Annotated in this window: 19 protein-coding genes and 1 pseudogene; 15 read left to right on the forward strand and 5 right to left on the reverse strand. The window is 70.7% G+C overall.

Annotation, left to right across the window (positions count from 1 at the left end):
* The first annotated feature begins 55 nt into the window (after nt 1–55).
* The 8 genes from MYK68_RS18855 to MYK68_RS18890 all read left to right on the forward strand — a co-directional run bounded on the left by MYK68_RS18855 (nt 56) and on the right by MYK68_RS18890 (nt 5,197).
* Nucleotides 56–589 (forward strand): carboxymuconolactone decarboxylase family protein, encoded by a 534-nt coding sequence (locus MYK68_RS18855; protein ID WP_247865268.1) that lies wholly within the window; start codon nt 56–58, stop codon nt 587–589.
* Nucleotides 590–603: 14 nt separating this feature from the next.
* Nucleotides 604–1,251 (forward strand): class I SAM-dependent methyltransferase, encoded by a 648-nt coding sequence (locus MYK68_RS18860; protein WP_247865269.1) that lies wholly within the window; start codon nt 604–606, stop codon nt 1,249–1,251.
* A 92-nt stretch (nt 1,252–1,343) separates the two neighbouring features.
* Nucleotides 1,344–2,156, forward strand: coding sequence for a class I SAM-dependent methyltransferase (locus MYK68_RS18865; RefSeq protein WP_247865270.1), 813 nt, complete (start codon nt 1,344–1,346; stop codon nt 2,154–2,156).
* Nucleotides 2,153–2,485 carry a cupin domain-containing protein gene (locus MYK68_RS18870; protein WP_247865271.1) on the forward strand — a complete coding sequence of 111 codons (333 nt, stop codon included), beginning with the start codon at nt 2,153–2,155 and terminating at the stop codon, nt 2,483–2,485. Before MYK68_RS18865 ends, MYK68_RS18870 begins: the two co-directional genes overlap by 4 nt.
* Entirely contained in the window at nt 2,482–3,141 is a 660-nt protein-coding gene (locus MYK68_RS18875; protein WP_247865272.1) for a helix-turn-helix domain-containing protein, read from the forward strand. Before MYK68_RS18870 ends, MYK68_RS18875 begins: the two co-directional genes overlap by 4 nt.
* Before the next feature lie 32 nt (nt 3,142–3,173).
* The gene (locus tag MYK68_RS18880) at nt 3,174–3,647 is read left to right on the forward strand and encodes an MTB12 C-terminal domain-containing protein (protein ID WP_247865273.1); all 474 of its coding nucleotides are present in this window, start codon (nt 3,174–3,176) and stop codon (nt 3,645–3,647) included.
* Between the two features lie 6 nt (nt 3,648–3,653).
* On the forward strand, nt 3,654–4,385 hold the full coding sequence (locus tag MYK68_RS18885; protein ID WP_247865274.1) for an ABC transporter ATP-binding protein: 732 nt from the start codon (nt 3,654–3,656) through the stop codon (nt 4,383–4,385).
* Nucleotides 4,382–5,197: an ABC transporter permease gene (locus tag MYK68_RS18890; RefSeq protein ID WP_247865275.1), complete on the forward strand. Its 816-nt coding sequence runs from the start codon at nt 4,382–4,384 to the stop codon at nt 5,195–5,197. The genes MYK68_RS18885 and MYK68_RS18890 overlap by 4 nt, the downstream gene beginning before the upstream one ends.
* Before the next feature lie 201 nt (nt 5,198–5,398).
* Here MYK68_RS18890 and MYK68_RS18895 read toward each other — a convergent pair whose 3' ends face one another.
* From MYK68_RS18895 to MYK68_RS18905, 3 genes are read right to left on the reverse strand one after another with little or no spacing between them, the layout of a single operon-like run.
* The gene (locus MYK68_RS18895; protein WP_247865276.1) at nt 5,399–6,280 is read right to left on the reverse strand and encodes a DNA-3-methyladenine glycosylase family protein; all 882 of its coding nucleotides are present in this window, start codon (nt 6,278–6,280) and stop codon (nt 5,399–5,401) included.
* A gap of 2 nt (nt 6,281–6,282) precedes the next feature.
* Nucleotides 6,283–6,420, reverse strand: coding sequence for a hypothetical protein (locus MYK68_RS18900; protein ID WP_247865277.1), 138 nt, complete (start codon nt 6,418–6,420; stop codon nt 6,283–6,285).
* Nucleotides 6,381–7,205, reverse strand: coding sequence for a LysR family transcriptional regulator (locus MYK68_RS18905; protein ID WP_247865278.1), 825 nt, complete (start codon nt 7,203–7,205; stop codon nt 6,381–6,383). Before MYK68_RS18905 ends, MYK68_RS18900 begins: the two co-directional genes overlap by 40 nt.
* Before the next feature lie 122 nt (nt 7,206–7,327).
* Here MYK68_RS18905 and MYK68_RS18910 point away from each other — a divergent pair.
* Nucleotides 7,328–8,692, forward strand: a pseudogene (locus MYK68_RS18910) (FAD-binding oxidoreductase); the annotation flags it as partial.
* Between the two features lie 529 nt (nt 8,693–9,221).
* Nucleotides 9,222–9,995 (forward strand): PucR family transcriptional regulator, encoded by a 774-nt coding sequence (locus MYK68_RS18915; RefSeq protein ID WP_247865279.1) that lies wholly within the window; start codon nt 9,222–9,224, stop codon nt 9,993–9,995.
* Between the two features lie 72 nt (nt 9,996–10,067).
* Here the strand turns inward: MYK68_RS18915 and MYK68_RS18920 are convergent, their stop codons facing one another.
* Nucleotides 10,068–11,300 carry a metal-dependent hydrolase family protein gene (locus MYK68_RS18920; protein ID WP_247865280.1) on the reverse strand — a complete coding sequence of 411 codons (1,233 nt, stop codon included), beginning with the start codon at nt 11,298–11,300 and terminating at the stop codon, nt 10,068–10,070.
* A 243-nt stretch (nt 11,301–11,543) separates the two neighbouring features.
* Here MYK68_RS18920 and MYK68_RS18925 point away from each other — a divergent pair, with 243 nt between their 5' ends.
* The gene (locus MYK68_RS18925) at nt 11,544–12,803 is read left to right on the forward strand and encodes a threonine/serine exporter family protein (protein ID WP_247865281.1); all 1,260 of its coding nucleotides are present in this window, start codon (nt 11,544–11,546) and stop codon (nt 12,801–12,803) included.
* Nucleotides 12,804–12,909: 106 nt separating this feature from the next.
* Here MYK68_RS18925 and lpdA read toward each other — a convergent pair whose 3' ends face one another.
* The gene (gene lpdA, locus MYK68_RS18930; RefSeq protein WP_247865282.1) at nt 12,910–14,295 is read right to left on the reverse strand and encodes a dihydrolipoyl dehydrogenase; all 1,386 of its coding nucleotides are present in this window, start codon (nt 14,293–14,295) and stop codon (nt 12,910–12,912) included.
* A gap of 323 nt (nt 14,296–14,618) precedes the next feature.
* Between lpdA and MYK68_RS18935 the strand changes: the two genes are divergently transcribed.
* From MYK68_RS18935 to MYK68_RS18950, 4 genes are all read left to right on the forward strand, one after another.
* On the forward strand, nt 14,619–16,019 hold the full coding sequence (locus MYK68_RS18935) for an MFS transporter (protein ID WP_247865283.1): 1,401 nt from the start codon (nt 14,619–14,621) through the stop codon (nt 16,017–16,019).
* A gap of 69 nt (nt 16,020–16,088) precedes the next feature.
* Nucleotides 16,089–17,330: an oxidoreductase gene (locus tag MYK68_RS18940; RefSeq protein ID WP_247865284.1), complete on the forward strand. Its 1,242-nt coding sequence runs from the start codon at nt 16,089–16,091 to the stop codon at nt 17,328–17,330.
* A 149-nt stretch (nt 17,331–17,479) separates the two neighbouring features.
* Nucleotides 17,480–19,555 (forward strand): prolyl oligopeptidase family serine peptidase, encoded by a 2,076-nt coding sequence (locus MYK68_RS18945; RefSeq protein ID WP_247865285.1) that lies wholly within the window; start codon nt 17,480–17,482, stop codon nt 19,553–19,555.
* Nucleotides 19,552–20,199 carry a (2Fe-2S)-binding protein gene (locus tag MYK68_RS18950; RefSeq protein ID WP_247865286.1) on the forward strand — a complete coding sequence of 216 codons (648 nt, stop codon included), beginning with the start codon at nt 19,552–19,554 and terminating at the stop codon, nt 20,197–20,199. Before MYK68_RS18945 ends, MYK68_RS18950 begins: the two co-directional genes overlap by 4 nt.
* Nucleotides 20,200–20,215: the final 16 nt, after the last annotated feature.

Raw genomic sequence — 20,215 nt, forward strand, 5'->3', positions numbered from 1 at the left:
GACCGCCACGCGGCGACTCCGTGACGCGGACCACGTATCGACTACCGTTTGACACATGAGCACACCTCGCGTCTCACCCGGGCACCTGCGCGAACTCGGCCCGATCAACTGGGTCATCGTCCGCGCCATGTCCCTCGCCACCGGCACCGACAACGCGCACATCTTCGCCACCCTCGGCCGCAGCAAGGGATTGTTCCGCGGTTGGCTGCACTACTCCAGCCGGATGATGCCCTTCGGCGAACTCTCCCGCCGGGAGACCGAAATGATCATCATTCGGGTCGCCCACCTGCGCGGATGCGACTACGAGCTCGATCATCACCGGCGGCTCGGCGCCAAGGCCGGGATCGACGACGACGACTTCGCCCGCGTTCTCGAGGGCCCGGACGCCGGCTGGGGCGACCGGCAGGCCGCCCTGCTGCGCGCCACCGACGAACTCGTGCGGGACCGCGACATCTCCGACGGCACCTGGTCGGCGCTGCGGCGCCACCTGTCCGAGCGGCGGGCGATCGCCTTCGTCCTGCTCGTCGGCCAGTACGACATGCTCGCCACCACCATCTCCACGCTGCGCGTACAGCGCGACGAGTTCTGACGGGAGACCCGGCAGTGAGCTCCCTCGCCGAACGGCTGATGCACAACCCGCTCTTCTCCCAGGTCTACGAGCACGCCTGGCGCCCGATCTTCACTCGCGGCTTCAGCCTCGGCGGCACGCAGACGCAGGACTACGACCGCGCGCTGCGCGCCTATCTCTCCCGCCCCGGTGACCGGCGGGTGCTCGACATCGCGTGCGGGCCGGGCAACTACGCGAACGACGCCGCCCGGGGTCTCACCGGGGACGGCGCCTACGTCGGTCTCGACTTCTCGGCCGCCATGCTCACCCGCGCGGCCCGCGACAACACCGGTGACCGGATCACCTTCGTCCGCGGCGACGCGCACGCGCTGCCCTTCGCGTCGCAGTCGTTCGACACGGTGACCTGCCTCGCCGCGCTCTACCTGATCCCCGATCCGCTCGCGGCACTGGACGAGATGACGCGGGTGCTGGCTCCCGGCGGCGAGCTGATCGTGTTCACCTCGGTCCGCGCCTCGATCGCCGCGGTGCCCGGCGCGCGCGCCGCGGCCGGACTGACCGGGCTGCGGATCTTCGATCGCACCGAACTCCTCGACCGGCTGATCGCACAGGACATGGAGCAGGTGGAACAGACCATCACCGGCGTCGGCCAGTACGTGCACGCACGCAAGCCCCGGAAGGGATAGTCGCCCACGGGACCTTCGGCCCCGGACGCCGTCAACCGGTAAGGGTAGACTAATAAGAGGGACAGTTTCCTTCGATTCCCGGGGAGTCCACCATGACCGAATCCACCACGCCCGCCGACCTGCCCCTACCCGGCCGCAGCGACGAAGACCTGCCGGGACACTGGCTGCTCGCCCGTATGGGCAAGCGCGTGCTGCGCCCCGGCGGACTCGAGCTGACCCGCAAGATGCTGCGCGACGCCGGCCTGACCGGCGCGGACGTCATCGAATTGGCACCCGGTCTCGGAAAGACGGCCGCCGACATCCTCGACGCCGGCCCCAAGAGCTACGTCGGCATCGAGGCCGATCCGGAGGCCGTCGCGCTGACCGAGAAGGCGATCGGCCGACGGGGCCGCGTGGTGACGGCGGACGCGTCGTCGACCGGGCTCGACGACGACAGCGGCGACGTCGTGGTCGGCGAGGCCATGCTCACCATGCAGTCCGACCGCGGCAAGGACGCGATCATCGGCGAGGCGTTCCGGGTGCTGCGCCCGGGCGGGCGGTACGCGATCCACGAGCTGGCGCTGGAACCGGACAGCCTCAGCGACGCGCAGAAGACTCAGATCCGCCAGGCACTCGCCCGCTCGATCAAGGTCAACGCCCGGCCACTCACCGAGGCCGAGTGGCGGGAGCACCTGGTCGCCGCCGGCTTCGAGATCGAGAAGGTGCGCTTCGCGCCGATGGCCCTGCTGCAACCGCGGCGCGTCGTCGCCGACGAGGGCCCGCTGCGTTCACTCAAGATCGTGGGAAACGTGCTGCGTAACGGCGATGCACGACGGCGTATTGTGGGGATGCGCCGCGTCTTCCGCCAGTACCGCCGAGAACTCGCGGCCATCGAGATCGTCGCCCGGAAGCCTGACAAATCATGAGTGATACCGCCAGTTGGTCGTACCTGACCGGCCTCGCCGACGCGAGCCCCGATCCGTCCGGTGACCGCCCGAAGATCACCGTGCTGCACCGGGGCGAGAGCGAGACGCTCATCCGGCTGGCGTTCGGCGCCGGCCAGACCATGACCGAGCACACCGCGGCGCACCCGATCGTGGTGCTCGGGCAGGTCGGCTCGATCGACTTCAGCGTCGGCGGCGCCACCTACGACCTGACCGGCGGCACCGCGATCCGGGTGGACACCCGGGTTCCGCATTCGCTGTTCGCCCGCACGGCCGCGACGGCCACGCTGATCGTGGTGCACGGCCGATGAGCGGCGCCCGCCAGCGCGACCGGGTGCGCTCGCTCGTCGCCGAGGCCCAGACGCCGATCGATGCGCAGTCCATCGCGAGTGCGCTCGACATCCACGTCACGACGGCGCGCTTTCACCTGAACAACCTGGTCGACGAGGGCGCCGCGGTCGCCGTCGCGCTCCCGCCCGACGGGGTGGGGCGGCCCCGGATGGGCTATCGCATCGTGGTGGCTCCGCCGATCGACGACCTGCTCATCATGCTGATCACCCGGCTGGGCGACACCCCGGAGGCACGCGAACGGCTCGCCGTCGAGGTCGGCCGCGGATGGGCCGCCAAGCACCTGCCCGCCGAACTGTCCGGGCCGACCCTGCCCGATCCGGTGGTGATCGCCGAGACCATCCTGACCCGGCTCGGTTTCCGCATCACTGGGGTCGTCAGCGCGTTCGGCGACCACGAGATCACCCTCTGCGGCTGCCCGCTGCAGGAACTGGAACATGAGCTGCCCGAGGTGGCCCGCGGCGTGGTCCGCGGCATCCTCGAAGAAGCGCTCGCGGAGGGCTCGGCGGCCCTGCAATCGAGCTACGCCGTCCTCGTCCGTCCCGATGCGGCGGCCGGAGCCTGCGAACTCCGGCTCACCCTGGCCCGCACCGCCGGTGCCGACGCCCTCGCCGACTGACTCGGACCACCCCTCGTCTGGAGGAGAATCCCATGACCCACCGTTTCCGGCTGCTGGCCATCACCCTGCTCACCGTCGTCGCGACGGCTGTCGGTCTGGCGCTCACCGCGCCGGCCGCCCGGGCACTGCCCGCCGATTTCACCGTCACCACCGACGATCCGAGCACCTCGGAACTGGGCGACATCATCGAGTTCTTGGTCGCGACCCCGGCCTCCGACGAGGCCAAGGCCCGCAACCTGGAGGGCGGCATGGACGCGGTGGTGGTGCCCAAGACCGTCTACAACCTCGGTCTGTTCCGCGCACCCCGTGGTTCGCACGAGATCACCGAGATCACCGGGCGATCGGGCGACACCATCAGCGCCACCCTGAAGGCCTCCGCGGCGGGCCGGCCGAGCGTCAACACCACGATCGAGTTCAAGAAGATCGACGGCAACTGGCGGCTGGCCAACAACTCGATCTGCCGCGGCGTCAAGACCGTCGGCCTCAACATCTACTGCAACGCCTGATCCGCGGTGAGCCGGATCGAGGTTCGCCGGCTCCGCGTCGACCTGGGCGGCCGCACCGTGCTGCACGACGTCGACCTGACCGTGCCCGGCGGTGAGCTGGTCTATCTCCTCGGCCGCAACGGCGCGGGCAAGTCGACCCTGCTGCGCAGCGTGTGCGGGATCGTGACACCGGTGTCGGGAGAGGTACTGATCGACGGCACCGCGGTGCGCGGGCTACCGTCCCCGGGACGACGGCTCGGTATGCACCTGGGCACCGAGCCGCTTCATCCCGGCCACACCGCGCGCCGGCACCTGCGCTGGCTGGCCGCCGGTGCCGGGCTCGACCGCCATGCCGTCGACGACGTGCTGGCCCGCACCGGCGTCGACCGGTACGGAGCCCGCCGGATCGGGGACTACTCCCTCGGCATGCGGCAGCGCCTCGGGATCGCCGCCGCGTTGCTGCCGGTGGCCGGCAGCGGCTCCGGCGACGCCGCCCTCGTCTTCGACGAGCCGCTCAACGGACTCGACGTCGAGGGCATCGTCTGGCTGCGGGAACTGCTCGTCGGGCTGGCCGCCGACGGTTGCGCGGTGCTGGTCGCCTCGCATCTGCTCGGCGAGGTGGCGCGCAGCGCCGACCGGGTGGTGCTGATCGACCGGCAGACCGCGGGCGCGGCGCAGACCGTCGACGAGTTCCGCGGCGGCCACCATGATCTGGAAGCGGCCTATCTGGCCGCGGTCCGCGCGACGGCGGCGGCGTGAACGGCCGCGCGCTGCGCGATGCGGCCGGGCAGACCGGCCGCGGTGTCCGCGCCGAAGCGATCCGCACCGGCGGGCGGCGCAGCTTCCTGGTGTACGGGGCACTGCCCGCGGGCGTCGTCCTGCCACTGGTGATCACCTTCGGGATCGCCGCGGTCGCCGAGCGCATCGCGCACCTGAACAGCGACGAGATATCGGTGAACGCGGTCTCGTCGTCGAACTCGGTCTACTGGATCATCACCTTCACGGTGGTGGTCGGCGCCTTGACGGCGGCGTATGCGCAGGCCACGAGCATGCGAGCGGTGGCCCGCGACGTCGACCGCCACCTGTACCCGCGTGCGTGGACGTCGGCGGCGAGCCGGTGGATCTTCTACGGCCTGCTGACCGCCGCCGCGTCCGCGATCCTGGTCGCCGTGGTGATGTCGGTGCTGCCCGCGGCCTTTCCGAGCGTGTACAGCGAGGTGGCGCTGTTCTCGTCGGCCGGCGTGCGCTTCGTCGTCACGGTGCCGGTCTACGCGTTCTTCGCGTGCGGTCTCGGCGCCGGCCTGGCGGCCCTGATCGGCCATCCGGCCGGCACCCTCGCCGCCCTGCTGTTCTGGGTCTTCGTCATGGAGGACGCCATCATCTTCGTGCCCGACGGCGCCAAGATCCAGGCGTACATGCCGTTCCTCAACGGGACCTGGGGCACCGGCCAGGACCTGGCGATCAGCCCGCCGTGGGGCACCGACGGCGCGCTGGTCTATTTCGCCGCGGTGTCGACCGCGCTGTTCGTCGTCGGCACCCTCGCCGTCGGCCTGCGCCGCCGTCGCGGATAGCCGGAGCGGCCGTCGTACCTCCTCCCCCGTACCGCGTGTCGCGGGTCTTTCTGCGGGTCGCGTGCCGTGCAGGCCCTGCGACATGAAAATGGACCCGCGACACGAGCGCTCAGGCGAGCGCGGACATCGCACTATTGAGAGTTGCCGAACAATCTGACATCGGACGATGCCGATTCACATGGCCGGTGCGAAAGTGAGAATTCATATCGATCGATAGTCGCGGACCGGCATCCGAGAGCCGCGCCGATCCGGCCAGGTGCCGTGCAACTCGCACATCCGGATCACCCGATACCGGTGCCCGCCGTAGGGTTCGAGCAGTTCGGCCATGCCCGCATCGTCGACCGGCCGGCCGATCAGCGTCTGACCGACGATCTTCGGCAGGTGATAGTCCCCGAAGGGCACGGCGTCGGCGTCGCCCAATGCCCGGATACGGGTGTGCGCCGCGGTCCACGGACCGATCCCGCGCAGCGCGGTGAGGACGTCGCCCTTGTCTTCCACGTCGACGCGGGCGGCGGCCCGGATCGTCCGCATGCGCACCGGCTCCAGGCCGCTGCGGTGCCAGTCGGCCTCGGTGATCTCCCGCCACACCGGCCGGGGCGGCGGCACCCGCATCACGACCGGCCCCGGCGCCGGTTCGCCGTACCGGCGCAGCAGATAGCGCCAGGCCCGGTACGCCTCGGCGCCGACCACCTTCTGCTCCATGACCGCGGCGACCAGGGCCTCCCAGACGCGGCCGCTGCGCCCGATCCGCAGGCCCGCCGACCGGGCGGCGAGCCGCGCCACCACCGGCGAGCCGATCGGCAACGACGCCGGGTCGTCGTGCGCGCCCAGCGCGGCAGGCAGACCGTCGAGCAGCCACGATGCCCCGGGACCCCACGCGCGACCGACGATCTCGCCCGCCTCCGCCCGCACGGTCAGCGTGCCCGGTCCGTCCGGCGTATGCACCGCGCGCCACACCGAGCCGTCCGGTGCCACGCGCAGCGCGGGGTCGTGGGCGCTGCGCCGGTGGATCCCGAGGATCACGCGGACGTCGAGCGGACCGGGCGGCCGCCAGATGCGGCGCTGTTCGGCCTCACTCGCCACCGTCAGCGCACCGCCCCGAGCGCCGGATCGCGCTCCAGGATGTCCAGGAACGCGCGCAGCGCCGGATTCGGGTTGTCGTCGACGGTCGCGACGCCGACGGTCAGTTCGACCGCCGGCGGATCGAGTTCACGCAGCACCACACCCGGCACCCGGAACGCCGTCGCACGACCGACCGGCATCGGCGCCACCCCGACACCGTCCGCCACCGCGCGCAGGACCATCTCGTCGTCGGCCTCCCGCGCACCACGCGTGGCGTGCCGTCGGGCCACAGCGCCGACACGATCGTGTCGTACATGCCGGGCGCGTTGTCCCGTTCCCAGAACACCACCGGCTCGCCGCGCAGCCGGTCCCGCCCGACCGGCGGCCCCGCGCCGAGCGCCGGACCGTCGCCGCCGTCCGCCAGCGGATGCCCCGCGGGCAGCGCGACGACGAGCCGTTCGGCGCCGCAGCCGCGCACCCGGATCCGCTCGTCGGCCACCGGGCCGCGCACCACCGCCAGGTCGATCTCCCCCGCGGCGACCAGTTCGGCGTTGTACGACGAGTAGCCGCGCCGCTCGGTGACGGTGACCTCCGGAAAATGCCGCCGGAATTCGGCGAGCGCGGCCCCAATCACACCGCCCGTCCACGAGCGGGTGAGCGCGATGTCGAGCGCACCACCCGAGCCCAGCGCCGCGGCCCGGATCCGGGCGAGACCCCGATCGGCGACGGTCAGCAGATAGCGGGCCTCCGACACCGCCACCTCGCCCGCCGGGGTGAGACCGATGCGCGGACCCCGGCGATCGATGAGCTCGGCGCCGACCTCACGCTCGAGCACCTTGATCTGCTGACTCAGCGCGGACTGCGCCACGAACAGCTCGGCCGCCGCCCGGGTGAAGCTCAGATGCTCGGCGACGGCGACGAGATACCGCGCTCGTTGCAGTTGCACGCTGCGATTATAAGCGCATCCGATGGCCTCAGAGCGATTCGGTGTTGGACCGGCCCCGGGGTCCGCCACACCCTGGAAGCACCGCACCGCTCCGCACACCTACCTCTCGGAGGCCCATCCCGATGCCCACGACCACACCCGTTCTGCTCGACGAACTCCGGGCGATCGTCGGCGCTCGCCACGTGCTCACCGATCCGGCGACCACCGCGGGCCACGCGACCGACTGGACCGGCCGGTGGTGCGGCGCCACGCCCGCCGTCGTGCGTCCCGGCAGCACCGCGGAGGTGGCGGCGGTCCTCGCCGCATGTCACCGCGCCGGTATGCCGGTGGTGCCCCAGGGCGGTAACACCGGGCTGGTCGGCGACTCGGTGCCGATGGACGGCGAGATCCTGCTCAGTACCCGCCGGCTCGACGTCGTCGGCGACGTGGACCGGATCGAACGGACTCTCGCGGCCGGCGCCGGCGCGACCGTCGCGCAGGCGCAGCGGGCGGCCCGCGAGGCCGGGCTGGATCTCGGGATCGACCTGGCTTCGCGAGATTCGGCCACCCTCGGCGGCATCGTCTCGACCAACGCCGGCGGGCCGCGCATGATCAAGCACGGCAGCACCCGCTCGCGGCTTCTCGGCGTCGAAGCGGCGCTGGCCGACGGCCGGGTCCTGACCCGGTGGAGCGGTCTCACCAGGGACAACATCGGCTACGACCTGCCCGGACTGCTCGCCGGCGCCGAGGGCACGCTCGCGGTACTCACCCGAGTCCTGCTCCGCCTGGTGACACCCACGACGGAGACGCAGACGGTGCTGGCCGGCGTCGATTCCATCGCCGGCTGTCTCGCGCTGGTCGACGCGGCACGCCGATCGGGACTGTGTATCGAGGCGGCCGAGCTGATGACGGCCGAGGGCATCGGCCTGGTTCGCACGCACCGCGGCCTCAGGGCGCCGCTGGCCGCGCCGAGCCCCTTCTACCTACTGCTGGAGTTGTCCGGACCGGCCGATCTGCCGGAGGCCGTGACCGCACTCCTGGCGGGTTCCTCCGGCCTGCTCGACGACGCGGTGGTCGAGGCCGGGCCCGTGCGGCGGCTGTGGGAGTACCGCGAGAGCCACCCCGAGGTGCTGAACACCGCCTCGTCCACCCCGCCGGTCAAGCTCGACGTCGCGCTGCCGTCGCGCGCACTGCCCGACTTCCTGGCGGTTCTGCCCGCCGACCTGTCCGCGCGCTTCCCGGCGGTCCGCGCCGTCTGCTTCGGGCACATCGCCGACGGGAACGTCCACGTCAACCTGCTCGACGTCCCCGCGCCGTGCCGCGAGGCGGTGACCGAGCGGGTGCTGACCCTCGTCGCCGAACACAGCGGCAGTATCAGCGCCGAGCACGGCATCGGCCGGGCGAAAGGACCGTGGATCGGCCTCGGCCGCGACCTGCCGGACCGGCAGGTCATGCATGCGGTCCGGAACGCGCTCGACCCGGCGCGACTGCTCAACCCGAACGTCCTGCGGTTCCTCCGATCCCGCTCGCCCTCGCGCACTCACCGTCCCGACCAGGAGAATCCATATGACGGCTCATGTCCGGCGCCGCCGCGCCGCGACCACGGCCCCCAGCCTGAGGTCCATCGTCGACGCCGCGGGCGCGGTGTTGACCCCGCTCGATCCCGGCGGACCGCGGGCCGTGCCGGACATCGCGGTGCGCGGCATCGAGGTCTACCAGCCGGGTGCGCCGACCGACTATTCCGGGCACCTCGTCGTCGGGCATCCGGTGCACGACCGGCCCTCGCTCATCGAGCTCAGCGAGAGCTGTACCGGTACCGCGGCACTGATCCTGCCGTCCACGACACCCGCCGGGCTGAGCGGCCCGCTCGCCCCGTTCCGGCTGCGCCGGGCCCGATGGATCGGCGGGGACGCGCTACTGCGGGCGCTCGCCGCGCTGACCCACCGGTCCGAGGCCGCCGGGGAGCCGGCGGGCGGGCCCGGCGCCGCCCGCGAGGCCGCGTTCGCCGAGCGGTGCCGTACCGCGGCCCTGCTCACCGTGCTCGGCGGCGTCGGGGACGCCGCGACCGCGGCGGCCCTCGCCGGGTTGCGGCCCGATCGCGGCCACGCCGTCGTCGCCGCCGCGGTCACCGGTGACGACCACGCCCGCGTACGACTGGCCCTGTCCGCCGAATTCCCGCATCAGCGCCAGGTGACCACCGGCGGCCTGCTGCTCGCCGTCCTCCCGGTCGATCCGGACGGTACCGATCCGGACAGCGCCGGCGCGGACGACGACGACCGGAGCGTCACCGTCCGGCTGCGTGCACGACTGGGCGCGGCGCTCGACACCTCCCCCACCGCCGCGGTGGGCGTGGGACCGGTCGTCGCCGATCTCGCCCGGCTACCCGAATCGGGGCGCGCGGCCCGCGACGTGCTGCGCGCGCTGCGCCTTCCGCTCGGGAAGCCGCCGTCCGTCACCGGCCTGCGCATCGCCGAGCCGCAGGACGTCGAGGATGCGCTGCAGGTGGTTCGGGCGTCAATGCTGCTGCGCCCGCACGGCGGGGAGTTGTCCGCGCGCCTGCGGCTGCTCGCCGACCACGACCGCGCTCATCGCACCGAACTGCTCCCCACGGTCCTGACCGTGGCGACCACCGCGTCGAACGTCGCCGAGGCCGCCCGCCGGCTCGGGGTCCACCCGAACTCGCTGCGGGCACGCCTGGCGCGGATCGAGACGGTGGCCGGCATCGACCTCGGCGAGCCGGTCAGCGCCCTGCGCACCGTCCTCGGCCTCCTCGCCGATCCCGACCTGCACCGGCCGGCCCGCCGCGACTGATCCCGGAGCCGAGCCGCGCAGACGGCAGCGCCACCGATCCGCGGGATCGGTGGCGCTGCCGGGAACGACGTATCAGACCGCGAACGACCCGCGGTTGCTCTTGACCTTGCCCTCCTTGACCACGAGCAGGATGTTGGCGTTGTCACCGACCAGGTCGGCGTCCTGGCTCGGGTCGCCCTTGACCACCACGACGTCGGCGATCTTGCCGTCCTCCAGGGTGCCCAGGGTGTCGAGCAGACCGCACAGCTCGGCCGAGTTCTTGGTGGCCGCGGTGATCGCCTGCAGCGGGGTCATGCCGCCGAACTTCACCAGCAGGCCGACCTCGCCGAGGTTCTCACCGTGATCGGGGACCAGGCCGGCGTCGGTGCCGGTGCAGATCTTGATGCCGGCCTCCACCGAGGCGCGCACCGAGTCCTGCGCGATCTTGTGCCACTTCTCGCTCTTGGCCACGGCCTGCGGGGTCGCGGTGTCGGGCTTGAGCGTCTCCAGCAGTGTCGGCACCAGGAACTGGCCGTTCTCCACCATCTTCTTGCGAAGCTCATCGGTCAGCGCGTAGCCGTGCTCGATGCTGCGGACGCCCCCGTTGACCGCCGACTCGATCCCGGGCAGGCCGATCGCGTGCGCGGCGACCGGTCGGCCACCGTAGTTGTGCCCCTCCTCGACCACCGCGGCGACCAGTTCCTCTCGGGCGCCGAGGTAATCGGGCTGGTCGTTCGGCGAGGAGACACCGCCGGAGGAGGCCACCTTGATGACGTCGACACCCTCGCGGCACAGCTTGCGCGCCTCGACTCGCGCCTCGTCGACGGTATCGACCAGCACGCCGCCGATCAGATCGGTGCCGGACAGGCCCGACGGGATGTGGAAGTCGGCATGACCGCCGGTCTGGCTCAGCATCTTGTCGGCGACCAGCACGCGCGGGCCCTCGATCAGGCCGTGCGCGACGGCGTCGCGCACGCCCACGTCGACGCCCATCAGGTCGCGGACCGTGGTCACGCCGGCCTCCAGGGTGACCTTCAGCCGCGCGATCAGCTGGAAGTAGCGGTAGGACGGCGGCACCATCGCCGCCATGATCGGCGACCCCTTGGTGCCGGGCAGCGACAGGTGGACGTGGACGTCGAAGAATCCGGGGCAGATGGTGTTGCCACCCAGATCGACCTTGGTGGCCGAATCGTCGGCGGCCGGCGCACCCGACGCCGGTCCGGCATAGGCGATCTTGTCCCCGTCGATCACCAGCACGGCGTCATCGATCGGATCGCCGCCGTTGCCGTCGATCAAGCGGGCGTTGTGCAGAACAGTCGTCGTCATACCTAACTACTTACACCGCGATCTCACTCCCCACTCGGCTTCTCCCGGCGGTACGACGGCGAGTTGCGAAAGATGGCACAGATTGCATGGATTCCGCCCAAATCGACCGGTCGACCAGGCTCGGCGGACCCCTCGCGAGCGTTACGTGTCAGCCGTCGGGCGCGGACTCCGACGAGGTCGTTCGGCATGGGCGGCGGACCGATATACTCTCCACGACCACCGCAGAGACCGAGGTCCGGGCACATGGCAGACGGCACGCCGCAGCAGGGCGGCACCAGCGACGACGAAATGGCGATCCTCGTCGCCGACATCGGCGACGCGCTCACCAGGTCGTCGTATCCGGTCCCGGAGACCAGCATGGTGCTCGACCAGATCTGCAGGGCGTACGGCGCCGACATCACCAGCGAGGTCTTCGCGAGCTACATCATCTCGCTGAACCGGAGCACCGGAAAGGTCGCGGTCTCGAACACCCGGGGGTCGTTCCGGTTCGACCAGATCGCCGCCACCGAGCATCTGGTGCATCAACTCAAAGAGGCCGCGCTGCCGATCGACGAGGCGCGCGCCCGGCTGCACGCGATCTCCACGTCCCGGCCCCCGGTCAACCCGATCATCCGGATCCTCGGCTACGCGCTGATGGCGCTCGGTTTCTCGCTCTGCTTCCGGATGAGTTTCAACGCCACCCTCATCGCCGTCATCGTCTCCGTTCCGATCGCCGCGATCTCCCTGTGGAGCAGCATCAAAGGAACCCTGGCCGCTCTGATGCCGGTGCTGCTGACCTTCCTGTCCGCGCTGGTGATCACGCTGTGGGCCATCCACGTCACCGATGCCGATCCGGTGCGGCTCGCGGTGATCCCGGTGCTGACGCTGATCCCGGGCGCCGCGCTGACCACCGCCCTCATCGAACTCACCACGGGCGACATGATCGCCGGCTCCACCCGGCTGATCTCGGCGCTCGTGGTGCTGCTGTCGATGGCCTTCGGTCTGGCGCTCGCCATCGACATCGTCGGCGTCACCCAGCAGGAACTCCGGGATCTGACGATCACGCAGGCGCCGTCGTGGGTGCTCTGGGTGGCCGCGCCGATCTTCGCCGTGGGCGCCATTCTGTATTTCTGCACCCCGAGGGCGGCGTGGGCCGCGACCGTACTGGTCGGCTTCGGCACGTTCTGGCTCACGCAGCTATTGCAGCAGGCCATCAACCCGGCGTTCGCCGGCGGCCTCGCCCTGGGTGCCGCCCTGCTGGTCTGCTGGGCGCTGAACGCCCACGTCCGGAACAATCCGGGGGTCCTGGTGGTCTTCCTCCCGACCTTCTGGCTCATGGTGCCCGGGTCGATGGGCTTCGTGGCACTCAGCGGTGACATCACCCAAGACCGCGAACTGGGCGGCCTCGGCGGCAACGCCGCCCTGTCCCTGCTGAGCATGGCGATCTGCATGATGATCGCGTCGGTGCTCGCCCCGGCCGTCACCCGCTCGCTCTACCGGAAGAAGCCCGCCGACGCGCGGTGATCCTCGACCACCCGCTCTCCGTTCGTGCACCTGAATCCCGTTGCTCCACCCGGTCTGTTCCGGGTGGAGCAACGGGATCCGGCAGGTGGAACCGTGCCGGCTGAACCTACAGGTTGATCATGTGGCCGATGGCGCCGTGGAAGGTCTCCTGCAGCGCCTCGCTCATGGTCGGGTGGGTGTGCACGTTGCGGGCCAGCTCGCGTGCGGTGAGGTCCCACTTCTGCGCGAGGGTCAGCTCGGGCAGCATCTCGGAGACGTTGTCGCCGACCAGGTGGCCGCCGAGCAGTTCGTCGGTGTCGGCGTTGGTGACCAGCTTGACGAAACCGGCGGTCGCGTTCAGGCCCTGCGCCTTGCCGTTGGCGGAGAACGGGAACTTGGTGACCTTCACGTTGTAGCCCTCGTCCTTCGCCTGCGCCTCGGTGAGCCCGAAAGAGGCGACCTGCGGCTGGCAGAACGTGGCGCGCGGCATCATCCGGTAGTCACCGAGCGGCATGGTCTCGGCGCCGGCCATCGTCTCGGCGGCGACCACGCCCTGCGCCTCGGCCACGTGCGCGAGCATCAGCTTCGCGGTGACGTCGCCGATGGCGTAGATGCCGGGCACGTTGGTGCGCATGTGGTCGTCGATCGCAATGGCGCCGCGATCGGTGAGCTCCACCCCGGTGCTCTCCAGGCCGAAGCCCTCGGTGCGCGGGGCGAAGCCGACCGACATCAGGACCTTGTCGACGGTGATGCCGGCCTCGGCGCCCTTCGGGTCCTTGTAGGTCACGACGACCTGTGAGCCCTGGTCGTCGACGGTCTGCACGGCGGTGCCGGTGAGGATCTTGACGCCGAGCTTCTTGTACTGCTTGGCGATCTCCTTGGAGATCTCCTCGTCCTCGTTCGGCAGGACGCGCGGCAGGAACTCGATGATGGTGACGTCGACGCCGTAGTTGGCGAGGACGTAGCCGAACTCCATGCCGATCGCGCCGGCACCGACGATGGCGATGGAGCCGGGCAGGTCGCGGGTGAGGATCTGCTGTTCGTAGGTGACGACGTTCTCGGACAGCTCCACGCCCGGGAGCAGGCGGACCGTCGAACCGGTGTCGATGATGACGTTGTCGAAGGTGATGACGCGGTCACCGACCCGGAGCGTCTTGGGCCCCTCGAAGATGCCGTAGCCGTCGATCTCGGTGATGCCGTTCTTCTTCATCAGGAAGTGAACGCCCTTGACGATGCCGTCGGACACTTTGCGGCTGCGGTCGAAGGCGGCGCCGAAGTCGAACGAGACGTCGCCGGACATGCCGAAGACCTTCGCCTCGTGGTTGAACACGTGCGCCAGCTCCGCGTTGCGCAGCAGCGCCTTCGACGGGATACAGCCGACGTTCAGACAGACACCTCCCCACCACTTCTCCTCGATCACCGCGGTTTTCATGCCGAGCTGAGCGGACCGGATCGCGGCCACATACCCACCCGGACCAGCCCCAAGGACAACTGTGTCAAAGTGTTCAGTCACGGCGTCCAGACTAGACCTCGGCGCGCGTGCGCGCAGGCCCCTGGACGTGCCGCGCGCCACTCTCCATCCCCGCTGTGAACCGGGTGCGATGCGTCGCTCACGGACCCCGCCGAACCCGCGTGTCGAACATATGTTCGATGAACTGTTGGGGGATTTGCCGACTTTCCGCTCCCGCGCAGGTCACCCGGGAGAAGTCCGGTGCGGTCGTGGCGGTCGTGGGCGCGGGGTGGGCGACATCGCCGACGGACCCGAGTAGAGGTCGATGCAGCAGAGGTCGCGACATACACAACGCACACACATCGACACCAGAACCGGACCCGAACATGAGCCCCGCAAATACCCGAGATCTGCCCGCCCTCCCGGAGAAGGCGCCCGACCCCGGTCCTTCGGTGATCCGGAAGGCGATCTCCGCCTCCGCCATCGGCAATGCCACCGAGTGGTACGACTACGGCGTCTACGCGGCGACGGCCACCTACCTCACCCACGCCTTCTTCCCGGGATCGCTCGGCGCCATCGGCACCATGCTGGGCTTCGCCGTCTCGTTCGTCCTGCGGCCGCTGGGCGGCTTCATCTGGGGCCCGATCGGCGACCGCCTCGGCCGCAAACACGTCCTGGCGATCACCATTCTGCTGATCTCCCTGTCCACCGCGCTGATCGGCGTCCTGCCGACACACGCGGTCGCCGGGGTCTGGGCGCCGATTCTGCTGATCGGGCTGCGGGTGGTCCAGGGCTTCTCCACCGGCGGCGAGTATGGCGGTGCGGCGACCTTCATGGCCGAATACTCACCGGACCGCAAGCGCGGCCGCTACGGCAGCTTCCTCGAATTCGGCACGCTCGCCGGATTCGCCTCGGGCACCGCGCTGGTGCTGCTGCTGAGCCTCGCGCTCACCGACGACCAGATGTACACGTGGGGCTGGCGCCTGCCGTTCCTGCTCGCGCTCCCGCTGGGTCTGGTCGGCCTCTACCTGCGATCGCAGCTGGAGGACTCCCCGGTCTTCACCGAGATCGAGGAGCACATGACCGAGGAGGTGGAGGTCTCCACCTGGGCCAAGCTGAAGCAGACCGTCGTCGACTACTGGCGGCCGATCGCGATCATGTTCGGCATGGTGGTGGCGCTCAACGTCGCCAACTACACGCTGCTCGCCTTTCAGCCGGAGTACCTGAAGAGCACCATCGGTCTGTCCGAGGATGCCGGCTCGGCGGTGGTGCTGATCGGCCAGGTGGCGATGATGTGCCTGATCCCGTTCTTCGGCCGCTGGTCGGACCGGACCGGCCGCAAACCGATGTGGTGGGCGTCGCTGGCCGGCCTGTTCGTGCTGTCATTGCCGATGTACTGGCTGATGGGTCAGGGCTTCGGCTGGGCGATCGCCGGTTTCGTGGTGCTCGGCATCCTCTACATCCCGCAGCTGGCGACCATCTCGGCCACCTTCCCGGCGATGTTCCCCACGCACGTGCGCTATGCGGGCTTCGCCGTCTCGTACAACCTGTCGACGGCGCTGTTCGGCGGTACCGCGCCGCTGGTCAATGAGGCGGTCGTGAGTTCCACGGGCTGGAACCTCTTCCCCGCCGTCTATCTGATGGGCGCGTGCGTCATCGGCATGGTGGCGCTGCTGTTCCTGCGCGAGACCGCGGGCTGCTCGATCCGCGGCACGTCGATTCCGGGCGAGAGGCCGGAGCGCGCCGACGACGAGGCCCCCGAACTGGCCGGCGCCGCCACTCGGTGAGCACTCCCCCGGAGCCGTTCGGCAGCCCGCGGATTGATGAGCATGAATAGAACGTGTTCTCATATTGGTATGCCTCCCGTTTCCGGCACGCCGCCCGTCGACCCGTTCGCACCCGCCCGGCTCGGCCCGCTGCGGTTGCGCAACCGGCTGATCAAGTGCGCGACCTTCGAGGGGATGACCCCCGAGGCACTGGTCACCGACGACCTGATCGAGTTCCACCGGGAGCACGCGGCGGGCGGCGTCGCGATCAGCACCGTGGCGTACTGCGCGATCTCGCCGGAGGGCCGCACCGACCGCCATCAGATCTGGCTGCGCGAGGCGGCGGTGCCGGGGCTGCGGCGCCTGACCGGCGCGATCCACGACGAGGGTGCGCTGGCCGCGGCGCAGCTCGGGCACGCCGGCGCGGTGGCGAACTCGGCCTCGAACGGCGCCAAGGCGCTGGGCCCGGGCGCCATCCCCGCGCCGATGGGCATGTCGCTGACGCACAAGATCGGCCTCGACGAGATCCCCGCGCTGCGGACGCGGTTCGCCGAGGCGGCCCGCCTCGCCGTCGACTCCGGGTTCGACGCGATCGAGGTGCACTGCGGCCACAACTATCTGCTCAGCTCGTTCCTCTCGCCGCTGCTCAATCACCGTCGTGACGCGTACGGCGGGTCGTTGGCGAACCGCGCACGACTCGCCCGCGAGGTCCTCGAATCCGTCCGGGAGGCGGTCGGATCCGGCGTCGCGGTCTGGGCCAAGCTCAACATGTACGACGGCGTGGGCCGCCCCGGTCCCGGCCGCGGTCCGAAGCCGTGGCGCGGCTTCAACGTCGACGAGGCCTGCGAGGTGGCCCGGCTCTTCGAGGCCGACGGCCATCTCGACGCGATCGAACCGACCGCGGGCAGTTCGCTGCTGAACCCGATGTACTTGTTTCACGGTGCCGCGCCGCGCGCGTCGTTCGCGCGGGCCTTCCACGGGCCGATGCGGGCCGGCCTGAAGATCGGCGGCCCCTTCTTCCTGAAGGCCTACCCGTACCGCGACGCCTACCTGCTGCCGCTGGCCCGCGAACTGCGCGCGGCCACCGCGCTGCCGGTCATCCTGCTGGGCGGGGTGACCGACCGCGCGAGCATGGACCTGGCCCTGGCCGAGGGCTTCGACTTCGTGGCGATGGGCCGCGCCCTCCTGCGCGAGCCGGACCTGCCGCGCCGGATCGCCGCCGACCCGGCGACGGCGTCGAAGTGCGTGCACTGCAACGAGTGCATGCCGACCATCTACTCTCACACCCGCTGCCCCATCCGTACGGGCGAACTCCCCGACCCCGTCGCCTGACGAGCACATCCGGAGGAATCTGTCGCGGATTCTGTCGTGTCCGAAATCCGTCGCGGGGATGACCCTGGATCCGGCAAGATCGGCGGCGTCCGTCGATCGCGACACGATCCGCGACGGATCGCGGAGGGTCCGAGCGCTAGCCTGGCCGGGTGGACAACGATCCCTATCTCTGGCTGGAAGACGTCACCGGCGGGCGGGCCCTGGACTGGGTGCGGGCGCACAACGAACCGACGGTCGCCGAGCTGACCGGCCCGCCGCGCTTCGCCGAACTGGAAGCCGGGGCGCTGGAAGTGCTCGACACCGACGACAAGATCCCGTACGTCCGCCGCCGCGGGGAGCACCTGTACAACTTCTGGCGCGACGCGAAGAACCCGAAGGGACTGTGGCGGCGCACCACGCTCGACTCGTATCGCACCGACAGCACGCATTGGGACGTCCTGATCGACGTCGACGCACTCGCCGACGCCGAAGGCGAGAACTGGGTGTGGGCGCGCGTCAGCCTCTGCTTCCCCGACTACGACCGCGCACTGGTCGCACTCTCGCGCGGCGGCGCGGACGCCACCGTCGTGCGGGAATTCGACGTGACGCAGCGCGCGTGGGTCGCCCCGGAAGACGGCGGATTCGCCCTGCCCGAGGCCAAGAGTTCGGTCTCCTGGATCGACCGGGACACCGTGTACGTCGGCACCGACTTCGCGTCGACGCCCGACGGGCTGCCCGCGATGACCACGTCCGGCTACCCGCGCACCGCGCGACGCTGGGTCCGCGGCACCGCCCTCGACGATGCCCCGACGGTCTACGCGGGCGAGGTGAGCGACGTCGCGGCCGGCGTCTCCTACGACCACACGCCCGGTTTCGAGCGCCACTTCGCGTCCCGGTCGACCGACTTCTTCAACTCCCTCTCGTACGATCTGACCTCGGGCGAGCCGGTACTCATCGACGTGCCGACCGACGCGCACTTCGCGGTGCACCACGATCACCTCTTGGTGATGCCCCGGCAGGACTGGACCATCGGCGACCCCTCGACGGGCTCAGGGAGCGTGGTGCGCCCGACCGGATCGCTGCTGGTCTTCGACTACCCGGCGTTCCTGGCCGGCGACCGCACGCATCGCGCGCTCTTCGTCCCGGACGCGCACACCAGCCTGGAGTCGTACGCCTTCACCCGTACCCGGCTGGTGCTGACCACGCTGCACGACGTCGCCACCCGCATCCAGGTGCTGACGCTCGACGACTGGGAACCGGCGCCGATCACCGGCCTCCCCGAGTTCGCGACGGTGTCGGTCATCGACACCGATCCCGACCACAGCGACGAGATCTGGCTCAGCGCGAGCTCGTTCACGCAGGCACCGAGCCTGCTGTACGGCGACGCGACCACCGGGGTCGACGTGCTCAAGTCCGCGCCGGAGTTCTTCGATGCCACCGGCGTGAGCGCCCGGCAGTTCTTCGCCACGTCCGACGACGGCACCGCCATCCCCTACTTCGTGGTCCAGCGCGACGACGACGACGGGCCGCGCCCCACCCTGCTGTACGGCTACGGCGGTTTCGAGAACTCGCTGACCCCCGGCTATTCGGCGATCGCCGGCCGCAGCTGGATCGCCCGCGGCGGCAGCTACGTGGTCGCCAACATCCGCGGCGGCGGCGAGTACGGCCCGGCCTGGCACACGCAGGCGCAGAAGGCCGGACGTCACCTGGTGTACGAGGATTTCGCGGCGGTCGCGCGCGACCTGGTCGCCCGGGGCTTCACGACGCCGGCGCAGCTCGGCGCCCAGGGCGGGTCGAACGGCGGCCTCCTGATGGGCGTCATGCTGACCCGCTATCCCGAGTTGTTCGGCGCACTGGTCTGCCAGGTGCCGCTGCTGGACATGAAGCGCTACCACCTGCTGCTGGCCGGCGCGTCGTGGATGGCCGAGTACGGCGACCCCGACGACCCCGACGAGTGGGCCTTCCTCGGCGAATACTCGCCGTACCAGCGGCTGACCGCCGACGCCGAGTACCCGCCGCTGCTGATGACCACTTCCACCCGCGACGACCGGGTCCACCCCGGGCACGCCCGCAAGTTCGTGGCGCGGATGGAGGAGATGGGCTACCGCCCGGCGTACTTCGAGAACATCGAGGGCGGGCACGGCGGGGCCGCCGACAACGCGCAGGCCGCGTTCAAGTCGGCGCTCGCCTACGAGTTCCTGTGGCGCACGATCGGCGGTGATCCGGGCGCGGCGGTGACCGGATGACCTCCGGGGAATCCGGCCTGGCCGACGCGCTGACCCGGATCCGGGCGGTCACCCCCTACTTCGAGCTGCACCACGGCCCCGGCGAGGAGCGGGTGGGTCTTCCGACGCGACGACTCCGCGATCCGGATGTCGCGGGCCCGCTGTTCGACGGTCTCGCCGCCGCGCTCGGCACCAGCGAGAGGCGCGTCGCCGTCTCGATGCTGTTCCTCGACTACGCCGCCCATCTGTGGTCGGTCGCCCTCGGCACGGCCCTGCTGACCGGGCGCAGCGCCGATCTGGATCCCGATACCCTGCGGTTTCGCCGGGACGGCACGACGACGACTCTCCACACCGGCCTTTCCCGGCCGGGCGGCACCCCGGCCGGGGAAGTGCTCGACCGGCAGTTGGAGCCGCTGGTCGCGGCGTGGAGCGCAGAGGTCTCGGCGGGACTGCTCTGGGGGAACGCCGCGTCGTGCGTGGTCAGCACGGGTGCGCTGCTCGGCCCGGCCAGCGCCGGGCTGGTGGCCGGGACACTGTCCGATCCCCGGCTCGCGGACGCGCTCGATCCGGTGACCCGGCGCCGCCGGAGCTGCTGCCTCTACTACCGGTCGTCGACGGGCGGATACTGCGGGGATTGCGCGCTCACTCCGCCCGCCGGCCGCTGATCCGCCCCGGCCCCAC

The organism is Gordonia sp. PP30 (assembly GCF_023100845.1).
Lineage (GTDB): Bacteria > Actinomycetota > Actinomycetes > Mycobacteriales > Mycobacteriaceae > Gordonia.

What these genes read in the sequence shown, in the direction of transcription:
- MYK68_RS18920 (WP_247865280.1), bottom strand. Translation starts at nt 11,300, where the DNA reads ATGACGACGACTGTTCTGCACAACGCCCGCTTGATCGACGGCAACGGC.
- MYK68_RS18925 (WP_247865281.1), top strand. Translation starts at nt 11,544, where the DNA reads ATGGCAGACGGCACGCCGCAGCAGGGCGGCACCAGCGACGACGAAATG.
- MYK68_RS18950 (WP_247865286.1), top strand. Translation starts at nt 19,552, where the DNA reads ATGACCTCCGGGGAATCCGGCCTGGCCGACGCGCTGACCCGGATCCGG.
- MYK68_RS18880 (WP_247865273.1), top strand. Translation starts at nt 3,174, where the DNA reads ATGACCCACCGTTTCCGGCTGCTGGCCATCACCCTGCTCACCGTCGTC.
- MYK68_RS18870 (WP_247865271.1), top strand. Translation starts at nt 2,153, where the DNA reads ATGAGTGATACCGCCAGTTGGTCGTACCTGACCGGCCTCGCCGACGCG.
- MYK68_RS18935 (WP_247865283.1), top strand. Translation starts at nt 14,619, where the DNA reads ATGAGCCCCGCAAATACCCGAGATCTGCCCGCCCTCCCGGAGAAGGCG.
- MYK68_RS18940 (WP_247865284.1), top strand. Translation starts at nt 16,089, where the DNA reads ATGCCTCCCGTTTCCGGCACGCCGCCCGTCGACCCGTTCGCACCCGCC.
- MYK68_RS18855 (WP_247865268.1), top strand. Translation starts at nt 56, where the DNA reads ATGAGCACACCTCGCGTCTCACCCGGGCACCTGCGCGAACTCGGCCCG.
- MYK68_RS18875 (WP_247865272.1), top strand. Translation starts at nt 2,482, where the DNA reads ATGAGCGGCGCCCGCCAGCGCGACCGGGTGCGCTCGCTCGTCGCCGAG.
- MYK68_RS18865 (WP_247865270.1), top strand. Translation starts at nt 1,344, where the DNA reads ATGACCGAATCCACCACGCCCGCCGACCTGCCCCTACCCGGCCGCAGC.